Source organism: Ochrobactrum sp. AP1BH01-1 (assembly GCF_018066705.1).
In the GTDB taxonomy this organism is placed as follows: Bacteria; Pseudomonadota; Alphaproteobacteria; order Rhizobiales; family Rhizobiaceae; genus Brucella.
In genome coordinates this window covers 144,055-163,218 of the sequence record NZ_JAGPOU010000001.1, presented here as the reverse complement: position 1 = coordinate 163,218, position 19,164 = coordinate 144,055, and the positions used below count along the sequence as shown (strand labels likewise).

The following is a 19,164-nucleotide window of genomic DNA, read 5'->3' as shown; positions in this document are numbered from 1 at the left end:
TCAGCCCGGAAACTGGCGATAGCATTCTTCCGCCACCTGTCGCAGCCGGTCGCGCGATATCTCGCCGCTCACCGCATAACCAAGATCGTTGTCGATCCAGTAGAAGGTTTCGACGCCGTCGCTCGAGGCAAAGCGGAAGCTCGTGTCGCGGTTATCCGGATTGCGCCCGACGATCACCGAAAGCCGTTTTCCTGTCGCATCTTCATACAAAAAGAAAGCGCCAGCCTTGCCGCCAACCGGCAAGAGGCGCCCGCCGACAAGCTGAAAGCCGAGCGAGCGGAGATCGGGTAGCCGAAGGTCGGCTATGTCGAGCCTTTTGCCAAGCCATGCCGCCAGATGCGCTTCTTCATTGGAAAAAACCTCGACCGGATGCCGTACTTCGCTGGCATAGATAAGATAAGCGGCTTGAGCCTGCTCCGGCAGGGTCTGCGCGCTGGCGAGTTGCGGTGCATTTTCCGCAAGCAGGCGCGAACCTGCAAAGCCGCCCGCGCCGCCGACAAGCAAAGCCGCGAGAACAGCCGCGGCAACGGCTCCCCGGTAGGTTCGCGACTGGCGATTTCCCGCCTGCCGGATCATTCCGGCATCGTCGTTTTTCGCCTCTGCATAGCCGGAAAAAAGTTGCCTGATGCCCTCGTTCTGCCTGCGCCATTCATCCGCGAGCGCAACCTGTTCGGAGTTGTCATCAAGAAGCCCGGCAATGCGAATATGCTCTTGTTCAGATAGTTGCCCGTCGACAAAGGCGTGCAGTTCCGCTTCGGTTATGGGAGAATTGCGGTCTGTCATCGGGTTCTCCGAAGCGTTACGATATTTGATCCGTTCAAATGTTCTGCAAGGCGATGGCGCGCTCGCGACAACCGCGACATGACGGTCCCCAAAGGTATGCCCAGCATTTCCGCCGCCTCGCCATAGCTATAGCCTTCGACGACGATGAGCATCAGCACGGCACGGTTATCTTCCGGCAGGGTGTTTATCGCTTCTTCCAGCTGCTGCAACTGGAATGGATCGGTTTGGGAGGCCGCGACACTGACATTTTCCGCAGCGTCCAGCGTTTCATGCCGGGTGCGCGCGCGGCTTTTATGGCCATTGCGATAAAGGTTGGTCATCATCGTGAGTATCCACCCACGCAGATTGAGGCCGCGCCACTGGCCGCGACGGGCCAGCGCTCTGGCCACACAGTCCTGCAGGAGGTCCTCGCCCTCGGCGTCGGACTTCGCAAGACTGCGCGAATAGCGCCGCATGACTGGCAGGAGGGCCAGAAGCTGGCCCTCGAAAGTTTCTGGAGCGGGATGGCTCACATCGGCCTCATGGCTTTGCGACGTGCCAGACCCCATTAACACCGTCTCCGGTTACATCGCCGGGCTTCTTGTCCTTCACCCAGTAATAAAGCGGCATTCCATCCTTTGCCCATTGTTCGCTGCCATCCTTGCGCTTGACCAGCGTATATGCGCCGGAAGCCTTTGCCCCTTTCATCGCCTTGAATGGCGGCCAGTTTTTCGCACAAGTATCATAGCAGTTGGATTCGCCCTTGCTATCCTTGTCGAAAGTATAGAGCGTCATGTCCTTGGCGCCAGCCAGAACCTGCCCCTTCGAGCTTTCCATCGTCTTGACGGATGGCGCTGCCAGAGCAGCGGACGCCGCCACGGCTGCGATTGCCAGTACGGACACAAAACCAAACGTTTTCATGATTTGCCTCACAGGGTTCCAATCGCGACATGCGATATGGGGTAAGACAATCGTCGGTCCCGGTTTATTCCCGAAACGACAAAATTATTTTTTCTTTTCTCCTTTTCGGGGAGCAAGTCCCATTGATTAGCAGACCGGAATTAATATATGTATAGCTACACACATAATAGATAGCTATACAAATGTCTCACTCAAATACCGATCTCGAAGCGGCCTTCACGATGGAGCTCTCCACGGCCGCGCGCAAAATGCGCAACCTGTTCGATTCCCGCGTCCGCGAACGCGGGTTGACGCTGGCGCGCGCCCGCCTGCTGCTGCTTCTCGCCCAGCCGCGCGACTGGAACCAGCGCGAGCTGGCGGATGCTCTGGAAATCGAGCATCCTTCGGTGGTGCGCCTTCTGGATGGCCTTGAAAAACAGGGATTGATCTATCGTGCTGCGGTTGAAGGCGACCGTCGCGCGAAACGTATCGAGCTGACCGACGAAGCACAGTCACAGGTGCGCGAACTGCAGGAAATCACCCGCAGCATCCGGTCGGACCTTTTGCAACGCATCGACAGGCCCACGCTGGAAGCGGCGCTCTCGGTGCTTCAGGAAATCAGCCAGACGGTCGAGACGACGCTTGCGGATAAAGACCGCTAGAAACATGCCGGAAGAAAACAAAGACAGCCAGTCAGATGAGACCTCCCCGGCAGAGCAACCCGCTGCGGCGCCAGCCGCCGCGCACATGCCGGTTTACATGTCTGCCATCTACATCGCCGCGTCGATCCTCATGTGGTCGACGCGCGGTCTCAGCATGTATTTCATCTCGGCCAACACGCAGCAGATTCAAGGAGCGCTCGGCGCAACGCTGACGGAAACCTCGTGGCTTATCGCGGCCTATATGGCGCCCTATGCCAGCCTGACGATCCTTCTCGTCAAGATTCGCACCCAGTTCGGTTTGCGCCGCTTTGCGGAAATAGCCATTGCCGTCTTTCTGGTGTCCTCGCTGCTGCATCTGCTTGTCTACGACATCTGGTCGGCGATCCCGATCCGCTTCATTGCGGGCGCGGCCGCAGCACCGGTTTCGACCATCGGCTTTCTCTACATGCTGGAAGCCTTTCCACCCGCCAAGAAGATGACCTGGGGTCTCAGCCTCGCGCTCACCTGTTCGGGTGCGGCAGGCCCGCTGGCGCGCGTCATCTCGCCATTGCTGTTCGATATCGGGCAATGGCAGCAGCTCTATATGGTCGAGATCGGCCTGTCGCTCGCGGCCTTCGCCGTGGTCTATATTCTGCCCATGACACAGGCACCCCGCGCCAAGGTGCTGCACTGGCTGGATTTTGTCGCCTATGGACTGATCGCCATCGGCTTCGGCCTTCTCGCGGTGGTTCTGGTTCAGGGAAAGAACTACTGGTGGTTTGAAGCGCCTTGGATCGGCGTATGCCTCGCGATCTCCATAGCGGCGCTGGCCTGCGCTGCCGCAATCGAACTCAACCGCGAACAGCCGCTGATGAACCTGCACTGGCTCTTCTCACCGGAAATTCTGCGCTTCACGCTGATCCTGTTCGTCTTTCGCATCGTGCTTGCCGAGCAGACGACGGGCGCCGTCGGTCTCTTTCAGGCATTCGGCCTGCAGGATGGCCAGAGCCAGGGACTTTATCTCGTCATCCTCGCCGCTTCGCTGGCGGGCGGCATTGCCTGCGGCATGTGGATGAAGCTTGAACGCGTATCGCTCATTTTCGGACTGGCATTGGTCTTCATCGCGGTCGGCGCCTTTCTGGATAGCCATGCGACCAATCTCACCCGCCCGCACAATGCCTATCTCAGCCAGGCGCTGATCGCATTCGGCGGCGCCCTGTTCCTGCCTCCGGCCATGCTTGCGGGCATCACCAAGGCTCTGAAACAGGGGCCGACCTATATGACGAGTTTCATCGTCATCTTCCTCTTCACCCAGAATATAGGCGGGCTCATCGGTTCTGCCGTATTCGGCACATTCATCGCGATCCGCGAGAAGTACCATTCCGCCTATCTGGTGGAGCAGCTGGTCATGTCCAACCCCGTCGTCGCCCAGCGCATTCAGGCACTGTCGGGCACCTATGCAAAGGTGCTTGCCGATCAGGGACTGACCAAGGCCGAAGGGCTGGCGCTCCTCGGACAACAGGTCACCAAGGAAGCGACGGTGCTGTCCTATAACGATGCCTTTTTCGCGATCTCCATCATTGCGGTCCTCTCGCTCGCGTGCCTGATCGCTTATCGCCTCTATGAAAACATACAGGCCCGCCGCCATAGCGTTGCGGCGGCCGGATAAATCCACGAGTCTTTGAAAATGTCAGTTGGAAAACAGTATATTCGCGGCGGACTTGCCCTCATCATTGGCCTTGCAGGCGTTCTGATGGTGCTGTGGGCGTGGCAGCTGCCGCCTTTCAAACACAGTGTCGAAACCACTGATAACGCCTATGTCCGCGGACAGGTGACGGTTATCAGCCCGCAGGTCGCCGGCTATGTCACCAAGGTCAATGTCAACGATTATCAGACCGTGAAGCAGGGCGACCTCCTGTTCGAGATCGACAACCGCAGCTATCAGCAGAAGCTGGATCAGGCGCTGGCCGCACTCAACAGCAAGAAGGCAGCCCTTGCCAATTCGGAACAGAGCCAGCGTTCGGCGGAAGCGACGATCCAGTCGCGGCAGGCCCAGATTTCCGGCGCGAAAGCCGCGCTTGAGGTGGCCGAAGCCAATGCGAAACGCGTGGAGGCCTTGCTGCCGCGCGGCGTGACCACGCAAAGTTCGGCTGATACGGCGCACGGTTCCCTGCTTCAGGCGCAGGCTGCTGTCGAGGAAGCTCAAGCCGCGCTGGCCGTCGCGCAACAGGACCTGCAATCCATCATCGTCAATCGCGACAGCCTCAATGCCGATATCGCCAATGCCGAGGCGACCGTCGAGCTGGCGCGGATCGACCTGCAAAACACCCGTATCATCGCACCGCGCGATGGCACGCTTGGTGAAGTCGGCGTGCGGCTCGGTCAATACGTGACGGCGGGAACGCAGCTCGTCTCCATCGTCCCGAAGACCAAATGGGTGATGGCCAATTTCAAGGAAACGCAACTCTATGGAATGAAGGTCGGTCAGCCGGTCACATTCACCGTCGATGCGCTGCGCCATGCGGAGCTGACCGGACGTATCGAAGCCTTCGCGCCTGCTGCCGGTTCAGAGTTCAGCGTGATCAAATCCGATAACGCCACCGGCAATTTCACCAAGATCACGCAGCGCCTTTCGGTTCGCATCGCCATCGATGAAGATCAGCCGGATGCTGCACGTCTTGCGCCCGGCATGTCGGTCGTCGTCCGTGTCGACACCAATGCGAAGCCCCTCGCAAACTAGAAAAGTCGCAGCTTGCGGGCATGGAAAGCCTCGGCATAAGTCTCAGGCGCGCGGCATTCCATGCCGCGCAGCCGGGCAAGCCCACGAAAGGTTTCCGCGTCGAACCAGTCCTTGGAGCGCTGGGTGCCGAAATGCTTCATCAACAGGTCGATCTTGCGACCCATGATCGCAGCCGGTAGCGCTGAATAGGCGTTGGGCTGGCCCAGATCACCATCCCATTTCGGAATTTCATATTCCAGGATTACCTGATCGCGGAAAAGGTTCCATGTCAGTTCGTTGACCGTTCGGTGATCCTGATGGGCGTCGCCATGTCGATGGGTGAACACCATATCCGGCTGCCCTCGCCCGCGCTGCTCGATCAGCCATTGCTTGATTTCGCGGCTCTGTGCCGGAAAATAACTGTCCTCGAAAGAGGCCAGATGGATGTTGAAACTATCCATGCCGCGCAGAAAATCGCGGGCGGAAGCTTCCGCCTCCGCCCGCCTTTTCTCATTTCCCGAAAGCACGCACCACTCTACATGGAGCGGCATGCCGCTCTCGATCAGGCTCAGAAGCGTGCCGCCGCAACCGATCTCGATATCGTCAGAATGCGCGCCCAGACAAAGCAGTTGCAGCGGACGGCCGGGATTTGCGAGCGAAGGCAGGTCGATCATAGCGCTATCGCGATATTGGCCGCGCGGCGTTCCGCCTTGTGTCTCTTCCAGGGCATATCGCCCTTTTCAACCATGTCCTCAAGTGTCTGCCAGTCGCGCAGCGTATCCATGGACCGCCAGAAGCCTTCGTATTTATAGGCCATCAACTGGTTTTCAGCGATCAGCCGTCCGAACGGTTCAAGCACCAGTTCCTCACCCTCGCGCATATAATCGAAGATTTCCTTGCGGAAGAGGAAATAGCCGCCATTGATCCAGATGTCGGACGTGTTCGACGTCCGGAAAGCACGCACGTCGCCGCCTTCGGCAATATCGGCAAGGTGATAGGTCAACGGCGGACGGACTGCGAGAAAACAGGCGATCTTGCCGCTGGCGCGGAAGCGTTCCGTCATATCATCGAGGTCTACATCGCTGAGGCCGTCGCTGTAATTGGCGAGGAAAATGTCCTCATTCGCCACATGCGACCGGGCGCTCCATAGTCTTTCACCGATATTGCGCCAGATGCCGGTGTCGAGCAGCGTCACGCTCCAGTCGCGATCCACTTCCTCAAGCAATTGCACATTGCGCCCGCCATCCGAAACCACGCAATCCGCAAAGGTCTGCGGACGGATGGTCAGGAAGAAATCCTTCACCACATTGGCCTTGTAGCCAAGGCACAGGACGAAATCGTTATGCCCGTAGTCGCTGTAATATTCCATGACGTGGTGCAGGATCGGCTGATGGCCGAGCGGAATCATCGGCTTCGGGATATTCTCTGAATATTCGCGAATTCTGGTTCCAAGACCGCCGCAGAACAGAACGACTTTCATGACTTACCGCTCCTCTGTGAGTAGTGCCGGGTCGATCAACGTGACGTGCGGAATGGGAATGATGAACTTCGCCCCCCATTCGACCACGTGCTGCATCTGCCGGATGATCTCGTCCTTGAAGTTCCACGGCAGGATCAGGATGTAATCGGGCCGGTACTTGTCGATTGCCGATACATCGTAGATCGGGATGTGCATGCCCGGCGTGAATCGCCCGTGCTTGTAGGGATTGCGGTCGACCGTGAAGTCCAGGAAATCCGTGCCGATGCCGCAATAGTTCAGAAGCGTGTTTCCCTTGCCCGGCGCGCCGTAGCCACAGATGCGCTTGCCCGCGTTCTTGGCCGCGATCAGGAAGGACAGGAGATCGCGCTTGGTGCGGCGGGTCTTTTCGGCGAACTGTTCATAGGTTGAAATCTCGTTGAGGCCGAAACTCTCTTCGCGCTTCAGGAGTGCCGCGACACGCGGTCCCGCCTTCCGCTTGCTGCTGTTATGCGCAAGATACACCCGCAGCGACCCGCCATGGGTCGGCAATTCCTCCACGTCGATGACCTTGAGGTGATGGCGATGCGCCATGTAGCGGATCGTCAGCAACGAGAAATAGGAAAAATGCTCGTGATAGATCGTATCGAACTGGTTCTGCTCGATCAGGTTGGCCAGATGCGGAAACTCCAGCGTGATCACGCCTTCCGGCTTCAAAAGCAGTTGCAGGCCGCGCACGAAGTCATTGAGATCCGGCACTTGCGCCAGAACATTGTTACCGATCAGAAGGTCGGCCTTGCGTCCCGCGCCGACCAGCTCGGCGGCCAGTGTCGCGCCGAAGAAATCCACACGTGTCGGCACACCTTTGGCGATGGCGGTCTCGGCCACGTTGACCGCCGGTTCGATGCCGAGGATCGGGATGCCCTTCGGCAGAAAATGCTGCAGCAGATAGCCGTCATTGCTGGCGATCTCCACCACGAAGCTGTTTTCATTCAGCTCCAGCCGCTCGGTGATCTCGTCGCAATAGGTTTTCGCGTGGCTGACCCAGCTGGTGGCGAAGGATGAGAAATAGGCATATTCGGTGAATATCTCGGCAGGCGAGAAATATTCCTTCAGCTGCACCAGATAGCAATGGTCGCAGACGAGCGCATAGAGCGGGTAATATGGCTCCATACGGTCAAGCCGATCCGCCGTGATGAAGCTTTCGCAGGGCGGCGACATCCCGAGATCGACAAAATTATGCTTAAGTAGTTTACCGCACAGGCGACAGCCGGTCTGCTCTTGCGCCATGCTCGTGCTCCGCGAAATATCCGGCGTCTGGATGGTCATACGTCATTCCTCGCCTGTTGAACCTATATGGCCGGGCTTCTGTGGGGTTGAATTCCGATCCGCGTCGGATAGCCAAAATTACTAAGCGGTCTAAAAATTGCCGAGACTGTCATCAGGGGCGAGCCGCACCTACGATCGGGCGCAATATTCACCGGATGGACTACGAAGCGTAGTTACCCGATCTTCGCCCAATGGCGGCGGGGGCTTAGCCGCATACCCCTTTCGGACAGGGTCGCTTCATCCCGAAGCCGGTCCGGATGCATCGAAGAAAGTTCTACCGTCCGAGAAACCCGCTGGCAGAATGCCCTTGATACAATTCGGGGCACGACATGCGTTTCACTTCGCTCAATATTGAAGGCGCCTGGTCTATCGAGCCGGAAAGGCTTGAAGACGAGCGCGGCTGGTTTACACGCGTCTATTGCGAAAGCGCCTTTGCCGAACGGCAGATGGAAACGCATTTTCCGCAGCACAGCCTGTCTTTCTCCCGCGAGGAAGGAACGTTGCGCGGCCTTCATTACCAGAGCGAGCCGCATTCGGAGACGAAGCTCGTCACCTGCCTGCAAGGCGTGATCTGGGACGTTCTTGTCGATCTGCGCCCGCAATCGCCGACCTATCGGCGCTGGACGGGCGTGGAGCTTTCAGCTGCAAACGGCGTGCAGCTCTACATTCCGGAAGGCTGCGCGCATGGTTTTCAGACCCTGACGCCTGAGGTCCTCGTGCGTTACATGATCTCAAAGCCCTATGCACCTGATTATGCAACAGGATTGCGCTATGACGACCCGGCGCTCGGCATATCGTGGCCGAAAAGGCCAAGCGTCATCTCAGACAAGGATCTGGCCTGGCCGCTGCTTTAAGTCTCCGTCAGCAAGCCTGCACCGCGAAGCCGGTCTGCGGCATCGGCAAGGGTCGCGAATGGCAGTTTCGCCCGTTCTGCCATATCAAGGATGGAATGTTTGCCATCCGCCAGATTAAGCACCCATAACAACGCCATTGCATTTTGCGCGGCGCGGCTGTCGCCGCCCATGCTTCCATAAAGCCCGCGCTTTCCAAGCTGCGGCTCCCCCTTTGGGGAAGTGTTCACTGGAAGCCAGTTTCGTTCGGCAATCTCAATGGCTTGCATGATCATATTGAAAGATTGAACGAGACAGTCCGGTTGGATAAAATCGAGATTGTCCGCCGATGTATGATATTCTGGAAAAGTGCCATAGAGGCTGCGCTGGAACATGCCCACCGGCAGGTTGAATCCCGGCGAACAGAACTGGCGCTCGTCATAGCCATAAGGCCAGAAATCGTGCATCAAAGCACTGGCCTGCCCCGCCAGCACATGGCCCATGATGCGGTCAATCTCCGCATCGCCGCGACGGCTGCGCTTGTAATTCGGCCCGCCCGCATCACCGACACAGGAAAGAACCAGCCCATGGCTGACAAGGTCCAGTTGCACCTCATTCTGCTTGAGCCATGCGAGCGCGCCGAAAGTCGCCGGACCGAAAAGCAACCGGTAGGTCAAGCGCGTGCGGCGCGATTGCAGCACTTCGCCGATATGGGTAAGCAGCGCCAGCCCGGAACAATTGTCGTTGGCCAGCGACGGGTGACAGAGATGGGCTGACAGGATGAACGTTTCGTCGGTTTTACCCCAGTGAACGAACTCGCCGTAGGTCAAAAAACCGTCGCGCCGCTCCGCGTCGACTACGACGTCATAATCACCGTCCTGCATCGCCAGAAATTCCCTATGCGCCATGCAGAAACCCCACCCATCCGCATGATAACAGGTGCGGTAGGGAATGAGGTCGGGCTGATCGGGCAGTGTATGAATATGCTCCTTCAGCGTACTGAGCGGCATCCGCATACGCACGGGCACGCTGAAATTCACGACATGCAGATTATGCCGGGCAAAATCGACAATGCGATTGCCATTCATGTCCGCGATATAGGCCTCGCGAATGATCCATTCCTGCGGCGCTTTCCAGTCGTAAAGCGGCGTACCGGTCGGCACCTGATGGAGCGTCAGCGGCAGGTGCTCCCCGATAATGGCGAGCGTTTCGCGCACGCCATCCCCTGCCAGACTGCGGCAAAGCGGGTAAAGGCGGGCAGCGAGATCGTAAATGGCCATCCCGTCCGATGACGATGGAACGGCCCGTTCGGTGCTTCTGCCCGCCCCCGTATCCATCACGCCGTCGCCCGCAGTGGTTGCGGCTCTTCTTCAACACGGCGCAGGTTCGTATCCAGCACGCCGTCGGCTATCAGCTTGCGGATATGAGCAATGCGCTGGAAGCGCGGCCCCTCGAATTCCTCCAGCGTCAGGGTGGAGCGGCTATAGGCGGCGAGCAATTCACGCGTACCGGCAACGGCATCCCATTCCGGTTTGGCTTCTGGCAGCACCCGCGTCAGCTTTTCAAAACTGACGCGATAGGACCGCGTATCCGGCCCCGCATCCTCCGCATATTCGATGCGGCAATCGGGAACATTCTCGGCAACGATCTCCGCAATATCGCGGATACGGTAATTATGCTCCGTCGAGCCGACATTGAAAGCTTCGTTCCAGACTTTCTCGCGCGGGGCTTCCATTGCCGCCATGAAGGCGCGGGAAATATCGCGGATATGCACGATCGGTCGCCAGGGTGTGCCGTCGGACTTGAGGTAGATCAGCCCCTTCGTCACCGCCCATGCCACGAGATTGTTGAGCACGATATCGAAACGCAGGAAGGGCGAAACGCCATAGGCCGTGGCAGGCCGCAGATAGACCGGGCAGAAGCTTGCATCCGCAAGCTCCCGGATTTCCTGTTCCGCCCGCACCTTTGACCGGCCATAGGCCGTTACCGGCTTCAGTTCGCCGGTCTCATCGATCAGATCGGCGTCACTGATGCCGTAATTGCTGCAGGACGAGGCGAACAGAAAACGCCCGACACCGGCCTGCTTCGCGGCTTTTGCCATCGCAACGCTTGCCCGGTGATTGATGTCGTAAGTCAGTTCCTCGTTGAGATTACCCAGCGGATCGTTGGAAAGCGCGGCAAGATGAATGACCGCATCGAACCCCTCGAGATCGCGCGGCGACACATCGCGCACGTCCTTGCGAAGCGTCGGCACATTCATCACCGCGCCGCCTTCCTGAAAAAGACAATGTTCATAAAGGCCAATGTCATAGCCGGACACGTCATGCCCCGCATTGATCAGGACCGGCACCATGACCGACCCGATATAGCCCTGATTGCCCGTAACCAGTACCTTCATGTCCAGCTCCTCAAACCTTGATAAATGCATGTTAACGGGGGAGCGCAGGTGCGACGACCTGACCGAAGGCATGTCCGGTTAGGACAAGCGTTTATGAAAGGAGAAAAAGGGCGTATCGGCTACTTCTTTTGGATGTCTCGCAGGCGTTCGGCGCTGCCGACCAGCAAAAGCCAGTCGGCTCCGCCACCGGCGTTTTTTGCCTGCTTCGGCCGGTAAGTTGCGTTTGTTCCCTCGACCTTCGGTCGGCCTGCATCTGCGAACATGCCGGAAACCGGATCGAACCAGATTGCCTGCCAGCCTTCCCCGACAGCATCCTTTGCCACCGCAAAGCCATCCGCGTCGCCATAGATGACCGACAGCGTGCCGTCAGGCAGGGACGAGGCGTAGCTTTCCGGCTTCAATACGATGCGCTTTTCACAATCAGGTCGCAAGTACTGCCATGGCAGTCTGTCGAACAGTTTCTTCAATACCGTCATCGACCGGGCGCCCGGACTGTTCAGCGCTTCCTGCCAGCTGCGATCGGCGGTGAAGACACCCGGCCCGGTGAAATGCCAGATCGGGTTATTGCCGAAGAACTGCCCTGCGGCACCGGCCAGCAGCGCACCATAGGCATTGCGGCGGATCATCCGCGCAGTGGTTTCCCGCTCAAACTCATAAGCGCCCTCCAGCAAGATGACCGGCATTCCGCCCGGTTTCAGCCGGGCAGAAATCGCCGCATGAACATCGTCATAGGTATAAACCGTATCGAAGCTCAGCCACGGCTGGTCAGCCCAGAGCTCAGCCGTATTGGTGTTGCGTCCGGAATGCACGGTCTGGAGCGCGTGCGGGGAAACGAGCGCTATGCCTTCGGCCAGATCAGAGACAAGCTGGCGATCCGGCGCATTGAAATCCCCGCCCAGGACCCAGACAATATTGTGAAATCCGGCAAATCGCCGGGCAATCGCTTCGCCATAGGTACGCATTTTCGCGGGTCCGGCAGCCTGAACCTTGGAAAACCAGCCCTGGCTGTTGCCATTGACGCCCAGATAGGCGGGTGCCAGGAAGACAGCCATTCCCAGTTGCTCCGCCCGCCCGATCACCCAGGCGGCATGGTCGAAATATCTCGGATTGAGCTCACCGAACGCGTCGCCCACGAAGGGCTTCTCGCCATAGGCATTGGCAGGCGGATGACTGGAAAACCGATGTTCGAGCAGATTGACCAGAATAGCGTTGAAGCCGCGCTTCCTGCGATCCTGAAGATAGATCTCGGCATCTTCCCGTTTCAGTTCGGCGATCAGCGACCAAGCCGTATCGCCCTGCAACAGGAACGGTTTGCCCGTCGCATCCTCGAAAATGCGTCCATCCTCAGCGACCCTGATCGGAAACTGGCCCGCCGCATATGAACCGCCGACCGCCATCGACAGCAGGATCGTTGCGATCATAACCGCAGCGAAGCACCTCATCGCATCGCGGAGGGATAGGCCGACGCTTCGTTGAAGCGGCGATAGACCACCTGCGAAGGACGGCCCGTCAGATAGGAACCCACCCCGTCGTTGAGTGCGCGAACATAAATGCCGAGCGCACCGTCGATTGCATCCACTGTGCGCGCAATGTCGGTGTCGCTGTGGGTGTAGCTCACGACCAGCGACGGCATCAGCACGCCACGCCGGATCGTCTCCTGAAGGAACAGCGTGCGGAAAGCTTGCGACGGCTGGCCCTCTTCATCAAGCGTACCATAGGCAAGGCAGCACGGCCGCCCGAACAGGCGAACGTGGTCCTGAAGCCCATGGCTGGCTATTGCCGCATTCACGCCTTCCGCCAGTTTGGAGCCTTGCTCATAGAGCCTTTCGATCACGGGCTCGTCGCGATAAATGGTCATCGTGGCAATCGCCGCCGCCATCGCGTGGGTTTCCGCGCCATGCGTGGTCGAAAGCAGGAACACGCGCGGATGGTCGGTCTGGGTCAGACCGCCAAGCTGCATATATTCCGCCTTGCCTGCGAGCGCCGAAATGGCAAAACCGTTGCCCAGCGCCTTGCCGAAACAGGAAAGATCAGACTCGACATCATAAAGCTTCTGCGCCCCGCGCGAATGCCAGCGAAAGCCGGTAATCATCTCGTCCAGAATGAACAAGGCCCCGTTTTCATGGGCGATGCGCCTTGCTTCGTGCAGAAAATTGTCCTGCGGTTCATCGGCCTTTGCGGGTTCGAGGATGATGGCAGCGATACGCCCCGGATAATCGTCGAACAGGGCCTGCACGCTTGCGATGTCGTTGTAGCGGAACGTCGCCGTCAAGGCCGATACCGACGCGGGGATGCCCGCGTTCATTTTCGTGGTTCCGATAAACCAGTCATCGGTCGAAAAGAATGGATGATCGGCGCAGCAGGCGATCATGTCGCGCCCGGTATAGGCACGCGCCAGCCGCACCGCGCCGGAAGTCGCGTCCGACCCATCCTTGCAGAATTTCACCATGTCCGCGCTGTCGATCAGCTCAAGAAAGCTTTCCGCGCATTCGACTTCGATGGCGCTCGGACGCGTGAAATTGCATCCATCCTGCAAGGCGTCGCGCACCGCGCGCACGACGGGCGGGTAGGCATGACCTAGCCCCACGGCGCGATTGCCCATGCCGTATTCGATATATTCATGGCCGTCGACGTCAAAGACATGCGAACCGGAACCGCGCTGGATGAAGCCGGGCGCCAGAACCGGATACTGGTCGTCGCCCTTGGCATAAGTGTGACAGCCACCCGGAATGAGCGCATGCGCCTTGCTGGAGAGCAATTGAGAATTGCGGAACTGCGACGTGAAAAGGTTCATGCCCTTCTCCTTTCTATTCACAGGTCATGCTGCCGACCATCCCGCATGCAGGCGCTCGCGCATCTGGCGCAGCCAATTCTTCACGGGCTTCGGCAGGCGGCTGCGCAGGCTGGAATGAAGCGCGTTCGGCATCGCCCATTGCGAAAGCGCCAGCGGCGGGGCAATGGCCGGGCGTTCCGCCACCAGATGTTCAAGAAGGCTCGCATAGGCGCGCCCCACAACATCGTTGTCGAACACGGTTTCCACCTTCTGCCGGGCGGCGGTGGCCATGCCCGCAAGCAGTTTCCGGTCACGTGCAAGCCGCTCGATATGGCGCGCCGCCTGACGGAAATCGCCAACAGGGAACAAAAGGCCGTCCTCGCCATCGGTGACGATGGTATCGGTCACACCGGCGATCCTCGACACAACCGCAGGGCAACCCTGGCTCATTGCCTCGATGAGCGTGAGGCCGAACCCCTCGAAGCGCGAGGGCATGACCAGCACGTCATGCTGGCTCACCCGCCACGGAACATCGGAAGGCGCAACCCAGCCGGTAAAGCTTACCCTTTCGCCAAACGGCGCCAGACGTTGGCGCAGTTCCGCCAGATCGGGGCCGTCACCGGCGACTGTCAGATGGTAGGAACAATCAAGTTCCCGCAATATGTTCGGCAGCCAGAAAATGCCTTTGGAGTTGTCCTCAATACGCCCCATATAGAGCAGGCGCAGCGGACTGCCTTCATCCTGTTTCGTAACATTGCGCGCCAGGTGAATATCCCGGTTCAATCCATGCGGAATGACCAGCGTGCGGGCCGCGTCGAAACCGTGCTGGCGGACGAGATCGTCGCGGCAGCGTTTTGAAACGCCGACCGTCGCATGGACGTGATCGCGGATCGCCCGCGCCGCCGCATAGGTGCCGGGCGTGATATTGTGCACGATCATGATGCGCAGGATATCGGCTGGCAGATAGCGCGCCAGATTGGTTTCAAAGCGATTGGCGAGAACATTGACGAAAACGGCATCGAAGCGGTTTTCCCGCAGAAAGGCGATCATGTGCCGGGCGCGTGTTTCTTCGTCCAGCAGCCCCATGCGGTCGATGGCGTCGCCCTTGCGCAGCGCATCCTCCAGCCCCTGCCCGCTCGGTACGTTGACCGTATCGCCCGCTGCGCCCGCCGCCAGCCAGCGAAGCTCTATCCCCGACCGGCCGAGCGACGAGCGCAGGCGCGTGAAGACCGAATAGGTCCCGCCAATATGAGGACGGACAAAGTAAGCACATTTCATGGCCAGAACCTTGTTGCCACGTGATATTGCAAGGGAGCCAAGACTTCGAGGGAACAACTCCCTCGAAGCCTTACTCCGGTATATCGGGGGGCAATGGATATACCGCTCGCCAGTGTATCGGAATTGAGATACCGCGCATTTCGGCTATGAGGGGTACATGCCCTCCTACAATAGAGGATGGTGTTCACCATTCTGCCAGTTTTCCCGACAGCGCGTCCGGCATTAGCTTCTAGGTCTATCGGGAGGCGCGCATATGCGGGTTGGACTTTTCGGGCAATTTGGATCGGGCAATACCGGCAATGACGGTTCGCTGGAGGCCATGTTGCAGCTTTTGAATCGCAATTGCCCCGAGGCACAACTTGTCTGCATCTGCTCCAGGCCCGACATCGTTGCGCAGAAATTCGATCTTCCAGCCCTTCCGGTCTCCCAGCCCCATCCCTCGAACCGGCTGCTTCGGGCCATCAACAAAGCCATGTTGCATCTTCCTCGCCGCGCAATCGGTTTCTGCTTCGCGCTGCTGCTTGCTTCCCAGCTCGACCTCATTGTCGTGCCAGGGACCGGCATTCTGGACGACTTCAACGAAAACCCCTTCGGCTGGCCTTTCGCGGTGCTGCGATGGTCGCTTGCGGCGAGGCTGACCGGAACAAGCATGATTTTTGTGTCGATTGGCGCGGGTCCTGTCAATCATCCGCTGAGCAGACGCTTCATGCGCTGGGCATCGGCGCTTGCCGCTTTCCGGTCCTATCGCGATCAGGTTTCGCACGACTTCATGAAACAGCTCGGTGTCAGTCCCCATGAGGATTTCGTCAGCGCGGACATCGCCTTTGCGCTGCCTACGGTTCCAGATGGAAGACGGGACGAGCGGGACCAATGCGTGGGCATCGGCGTGATGTCCTATCGCGGGTGGAAAAAGAACGGCAGGGACGGCGATGCCGTTTACGCGGATTACGTCGCCAAAATGACCACCCTTGCAAAAAGACTTCTGGGCGGTGGACGGCAGGTTCGACTGCTGATTGGTGACAAGGGTGATGTCGAGGCGGCGCGCGATATACTGGGACAGCTTGGCCCGGCGGAAGCGGACAAGGTGATGTTCGAGCCGTCGGCATCGCTGCACGAACTGATGCAGCAGATCGCCAGGACTGACATTGTCGTTGCCAGCCGCTACCACAATATCGTCTGTGCCCTTGCCATGGGGCGTCCGGCAATTTCGCTGGCTTATGCGAGCAAGAACGATGCGCTTCTGCACGATACCGGACTTTCGCCATTCTGCCACCGGATCGACAGTTTCGACCCCGAAACCATCCTCTCCCAGATCGACCTCGCCTTCGCGCAGCAAAAGGCGTTGAGCAGACAGGTGGAGGCTGGCGTGGAACACTATCGCAACCGGCTGGCAGAACAGGAACAAGTTCTTCGCGCCGCATTTCTCGAAACGGCTGACGAGAAGATCATACGCCGTTTCGACGGGCGGATCGTTTCAACAGGTAGTCGAACGGGGGCATGACCGCGAGTAAGGGCTCCCGCTTCAGAGCGAACGCCATCAGCGAACCCGCCGCTTTAGGCTGCCGCGCCAGATTTGAGATTGCGGACCAGTAGGCGCGCCTCGCCAGACAATCCCGTGCCATTGCGAACAGCCGCTGCCCTTGCGGCAGGCTGGCGCCTTCATGCTCGAAAAACGACCGGAAACCGGCCTCGAACTCCCTGTTCCAGTTCAAAATGCCATTAACCGCCGCCGACTGGTTCTGGGAATGCGTACGCGCAAAAGCCTGTATCTGACCGGTCGATGCAACGCATCCATGGATGGCGATGCGCAGCCACATTTCCAGATCGTCCGTATGTGAAAGCGACGTGCGGTAATATCCGGCCTGTTTCTGGATCGCAGTGCGCACCACCGCTGTCGGGCCGATCACCGGATTGAACGCATGCCGGCAGGCCAGTTCGATGAATTCCTCCCCGGACCGTATCCGCCATTCATCCGGGGCGGGACCTGCAATGGGATGGGGTTCGCCGTCATCGGCTTTCATCCTTCCGGTCGCGCCGTGCGCCAGATGAACGTCCGCGTGTTGCGAAAGCACGCCTGCCGCCCTCTCCAATGCGCCTGCGGCCAACATGTCATCCGAACACAGGATCAGGAAATAGTCCGATGTGGCCCAGTCTATGCCTTCATTGAACGAAGCATGCGGCCCCAGATTCTTGCGGCGAAGCAGCAACTCGACGCGGCTGTCCCCGGCGGCAAGGCCCTTTGCCACCTCGACGCTGTTATCGGTCGAGGCGTTGTCGATAATGAGCAGGCGGACATTGACGCCTGCCTGATTTAAGACGCTGTTGGCACAGAGGGAGAGATAGCGGCCATAATTGAAATTGGGGATGACAACGTCAATCGTCGGCTGCTCCGCTTTATATTCGCTCATCACCCACCTTCCTATTTCGCAAGCCGGGAAGCCGGCGGCTGCACAGCCCGCGCCCGAAATTTTCCGGCAAGCCAGACCAGCAACGGTTCGACCTCGGCGGTAAAGGGATGCCGCACTGCGAACAGCGCGCCCAGCCAGCTGAACGCCGCGATGAAGCCCATCAAGACCGCCATTGACCAGTGAATTTCCAGCGAAAAGCCAGTTGCGGCCACCATACCAAGCGGGATGGCAAGCGTGATCAGGGTAACGAGCCCGCTTTTCAGCAAGGCCCGGCCAAGCACCGCATAGGAGAAGGCCGCGTGCCTGCGCACGAACACGATGGCTATGACCATCTGTATCGGCAGGCTGATGAACTGGCCGAGCGCAACGGCGAGCAGCCCGTAGAACGCGGCGGTGCCGATGACGGTGACCGCGACCAGCCGCGAAATCAGGTTGGACAGAAACGCCTCGCGGTTCTGGCCCAATGCCATCAGCAGCGGATAGGTCAGGATGGATGGAAACCAGAAAAGGCAGGCCAGACTGAGTATCGCGACGATGGGCGCCGCTTCGGACCAGCCGGGGCCGAGAACGATGTGCACCGCCGGATAGGCAAGGAGCGCTAGCAATGCCTGCGCCGGCCAATAGACGACGGTGATATAGGACAAGGCGCGGATATAGGATTGGCTGATATCGGCTCCTTCACGGACCTGTGCCGAAAGCATCGGAAACGCGACCGTGAAAACGGCGGAAAGGATGATGCGATCCGGCAGGCCGCTCAGCGTGTCGGCGCGGTTGTAAATTCCCACCGCCGATATGGGCATGAAGCGCCCGAGCAGGAGCTGCGGAAGCGTCATGCAGATCTTGTTGAGCCCGGCGTTGCCCCCGAGAAAAATCCCGAACCGCCACGCCGTGCCGAAACTGGCGAGCGATGGGCGCAGAATGGTTCTCAAAGGATGGAGCGCAACCGCCAGTCCCGTCGTCATCAGCGCGCTTGCCAGCAGGCCGAAGGCAAAGCACATATGTCCGAACCCACAGAAGGCCATGGCAATGGTTACAAGAGCGCCGAGGCCCGAGCCAGCGGTACGAATGCGCGCCAGTCTTCCAAAGGCCATTTCGCGCCTCAACAACGCGACAATCGGCAAGGACAGGCTTTCGACCAGCGCAGCCACGATTGTAATGCTGAGAAAAAGTTCCAGTTGCGGATCGTTATAGGTTTCGGCGAAGTAGCCCAGCGAGAGATAGAGGACGGCAGACAGCAGGACCGTCACGCTCATCAGGAAAGTAAGCGAAGTCTGGATGTCCTGATCGCGCACCTTATCGATCTTTATCAGGAACTCCGGACTGGCGAATTCACGCAGGGAAAAGACGATCGCCGTGACGCTCAGGCCTATCACGCCCATCCCGGTTTCCGTCGGCCCCAGAAAGCGCGATACCGCAGCGACCGTCACGAAGTTGAAGAGCAGCCCCGCATACTGCTCCAGCGCCGCCATGAGAAACCCTCTGCGACTGCCGTTCATGATGCGCTCCAACGAGTGATATTCCGCAGCGCGGTCGGCGGTTTTCGTGTCACCTCTTTGTCCCCCATTCATCCAGCCGAACAAGGGCGTGCACAGACGCAATCTTCCCGGCCAGGCCCAGAATAGCCTTTTGCCACAGGCACGAAATGTCGCCCTTGGTGTTAGCACCCGACC

18 protein-coding genes are annotated in these 19,164 nt (G+C 59.0%); 5 read left to right on the top strand and 13 right to left on the bottom strand.

Going from position 1 to position 19,164, the window contains the following annotated elements:
* The 3 genes from J9800_RS00765 to J9800_RS00755 are packed head-to-tail and all read right to left on the bottom strand — an operon-like array spanning position 1 to position 1,683.
* Positions 1-783 carry an anti-sigma factor family protein gene (locus J9800_RS00765; RefSeq protein ID WP_114215119.1) on the bottom strand — a complete coding sequence of 261 codons (783 nt, stop codon included), beginning with the start codon at positions 781-783 and terminating at the stop codon, positions 1-3.
* Positions 780-1,331, bottom strand: coding sequence for a sigma-70 family RNA polymerase sigma factor (locus tag J9800_RS00760; protein ID WP_114215120.1), 552 nt, complete (start codon positions 1,329-1,331; stop codon positions 780-782). Before J9800_RS00760 ends, J9800_RS00765 begins: the two co-directional genes overlap by 4 nt.
* Positions 1,303-1,683 carry a COG4315 family predicted lipoprotein gene (locus tag J9800_RS00755; RefSeq protein ID WP_114215121.1) on the bottom strand — a complete coding sequence of 127 codons (381 nt, stop codon included), beginning with the start codon at positions 1,681-1,683 and terminating at the stop codon, positions 1,303-1,305. Before J9800_RS00755 ends, J9800_RS00760 begins: the two co-directional genes overlap by 29 nt.
* Before the next feature lie 182 nt (positions 1,684-1,865).
* Here J9800_RS00755 and J9800_RS00750 point away from each other — a divergent pair, with 182 nt between their 5' ends.
* The 3 genes from J9800_RS00750 to J9800_RS00740 are packed head-to-tail and all read left to right on the top strand — an operon-like array spanning position 1,866 to position 5,043.
* Positions 1,866-2,324 carry a MarR family winged helix-turn-helix transcriptional regulator gene (locus J9800_RS00750; RefSeq protein ID WP_112588868.1) on the top strand — a complete coding sequence of 153 codons (459 nt, stop codon included), beginning with the start codon at positions 1,866-1,868 and terminating at the stop codon, positions 2,322-2,324.
* 4 nt (positions 2,325-2,328) lie between these two features.
* A complete protein-coding gene (locus J9800_RS00745; protein WP_114215122.1) occupies positions 2,329-3,972 on the top strand; it encodes an MFS transporter in 1,644 nt (547 codons plus the stop codon).
* An 18-nt stretch (positions 3,973-3,990) separates the two neighbouring features.
* Positions 3,991-5,043 carry an HlyD family secretion protein gene (locus tag J9800_RS00740; RefSeq protein WP_114215123.1) on the top strand — a complete coding sequence of 351 codons (1,053 nt, stop codon included), beginning with the start codon at positions 3,991-3,993 and terminating at the stop codon, positions 5,041-5,043.
* On the opposite strand, the gene J9800_RS00735 is transcribed toward J9800_RS00740, so the two are convergent.
* The 3 genes from J9800_RS00735 to J9800_RS00725 are packed head-to-tail and all read right to left on the bottom strand — an operon-like array spanning position 5,040 to position 7,807.
* On the bottom strand, positions 5,040-5,696 hold the full coding sequence (locus tag J9800_RS00735) for a PIG-L deacetylase family protein (RefSeq protein WP_114215124.1): 657 nt from the start codon (positions 5,694-5,696) through the stop codon (positions 5,040-5,042). The genes J9800_RS00740 and J9800_RS00735 overlap by 4 nt on opposite strands.
* Complete coding sequence (locus J9800_RS00730) at positions 5,693-6,502, bottom strand: sugar phosphate nucleotidyltransferase (RefSeq protein WP_114215125.1); 810 nt, start codon at positions 6,500-6,502, stop codon at positions 5,693-5,695. The genes J9800_RS00735 and J9800_RS00730 overlap by 4 nt, the downstream gene beginning before the upstream one ends.
* A gap of 3 nt (positions 6,503-6,505) precedes the next feature.
* Positions 6,506-7,807 carry a class I SAM-dependent methyltransferase gene (locus tag J9800_RS00725; protein WP_112588858.1) on the bottom strand — a complete coding sequence of 434 codons (1,302 nt, stop codon included), beginning with the start codon at positions 7,805-7,807 and terminating at the stop codon, positions 6,506-6,508.
* Between the two features lie 329 nt (positions 7,808-8,136).
* Between J9800_RS00725 and rfbC the strand changes: the two genes are divergently transcribed.
* Positions 8,137-8,661 (top strand): dTDP-4-dehydrorhamnose 3,5-epimerase, encoded by a 525-nt coding sequence (gene rfbC, locus J9800_RS00720; protein WP_114215126.1) that lies wholly within the window; start codon positions 8,137-8,139, stop codon positions 8,659-8,661.
* Here the strand turns inward: rfbC and J9800_RS00715 are convergent.
* The 5 genes from J9800_RS00715 to J9800_RS00695 all read right to left on the bottom strand — a co-directional run bounded on the left by J9800_RS00715 (position 8,658) and on the right by J9800_RS00695 (position 15,086).
* Complete coding sequence (locus tag J9800_RS00715) at positions 8,658-9,974, bottom strand: DUF4910 domain-containing protein (RefSeq protein ID WP_114215127.1); 1,317 nt, start codon at positions 9,972-9,974, stop codon at positions 8,658-8,660. The two genes, rfbC and J9800_RS00715, sit on opposite strands and share 4 nt — an antisense overlap.
* The gene (locus J9800_RS00710) at positions 9,974-11,035 is read right to left on the bottom strand and encodes an NAD-dependent epimerase/dehydratase family protein (RefSeq protein WP_114215128.1); all 1,062 of its coding nucleotides are present in this window, start codon (positions 11,033-11,035) and stop codon (positions 9,974-9,976) included. The genes J9800_RS00715 and J9800_RS00710 overlap by 1 nt, the downstream gene beginning before the upstream one ends.
* 119 nt (positions 11,036-11,154) lie before the next feature.
* Positions 11,155-12,477, bottom strand: a complete 1,323-nt coding sequence (locus J9800_RS00705; RefSeq protein WP_210845382.1) for a glycoside hydrolase family 140 protein — start codon at positions 12,475-12,477, stop codon at positions 11,155-11,157.
* The gene (locus J9800_RS00700) at positions 12,474-13,829 is read right to left on the bottom strand and encodes a glutamate-1-semialdehyde 2,1-aminomutase (protein ID WP_114215130.1); all 1,356 of its coding nucleotides are present in this window, start codon (positions 13,827-13,829) and stop codon (positions 12,474-12,476) included. The genes J9800_RS00705 and J9800_RS00700 overlap by 4 nt, the downstream gene beginning before the upstream one ends.
* Positions 13,830-13,853: 24 nt before the next feature.
* On the bottom strand, positions 13,854-15,086 hold the full coding sequence (locus J9800_RS00695) for a glycosyltransferase family 4 protein (protein ID WP_114215131.1): 1,233 nt from the start codon (positions 15,084-15,086) through the stop codon (positions 13,854-13,856).
* A 253-nt stretch (positions 15,087-15,339) separates the two neighbouring features.
* On the opposite strand from J9800_RS00695, the gene J9800_RS00690 reads away from it, so the two are divergent.
* The gene (locus tag J9800_RS00690) at positions 15,340-16,587 is read left to right on the top strand and encodes a polysaccharide pyruvyl transferase family protein (RefSeq protein ID WP_205315902.1); all 1,248 of its coding nucleotides are present in this window, start codon (positions 15,340-15,342) and stop codon (positions 16,585-16,587) included.
* Here J9800_RS00690 and J9800_RS00685 read toward each other — a convergent pair.
* Together J9800_RS00685 and J9800_RS00680 are read right to left on the bottom strand one after the other, a co-directional pair.
* On the bottom strand, positions 16,532-17,494 hold the full coding sequence (locus J9800_RS00685) for a glycosyltransferase family 2 protein (protein ID WP_114215132.1): 963 nt from the start codon (positions 17,492-17,494) through the stop codon (positions 16,532-16,534). The two genes, J9800_RS00690 and J9800_RS00685, sit on opposite strands and share 56 nt — an antisense overlap.
* A gap of 11 nt (positions 17,495-17,505) precedes the next feature.
* On the bottom strand, positions 17,506-18,990 hold the full coding sequence (locus J9800_RS00680) for an oligosaccharide flippase family protein (RefSeq protein WP_114215232.1): 1,485 nt from the start codon (positions 18,988-18,990) through the stop codon (positions 17,506-17,508).
* Between the last annotated feature and the right edge of the window lie 174 nt (positions 18,991-19,164).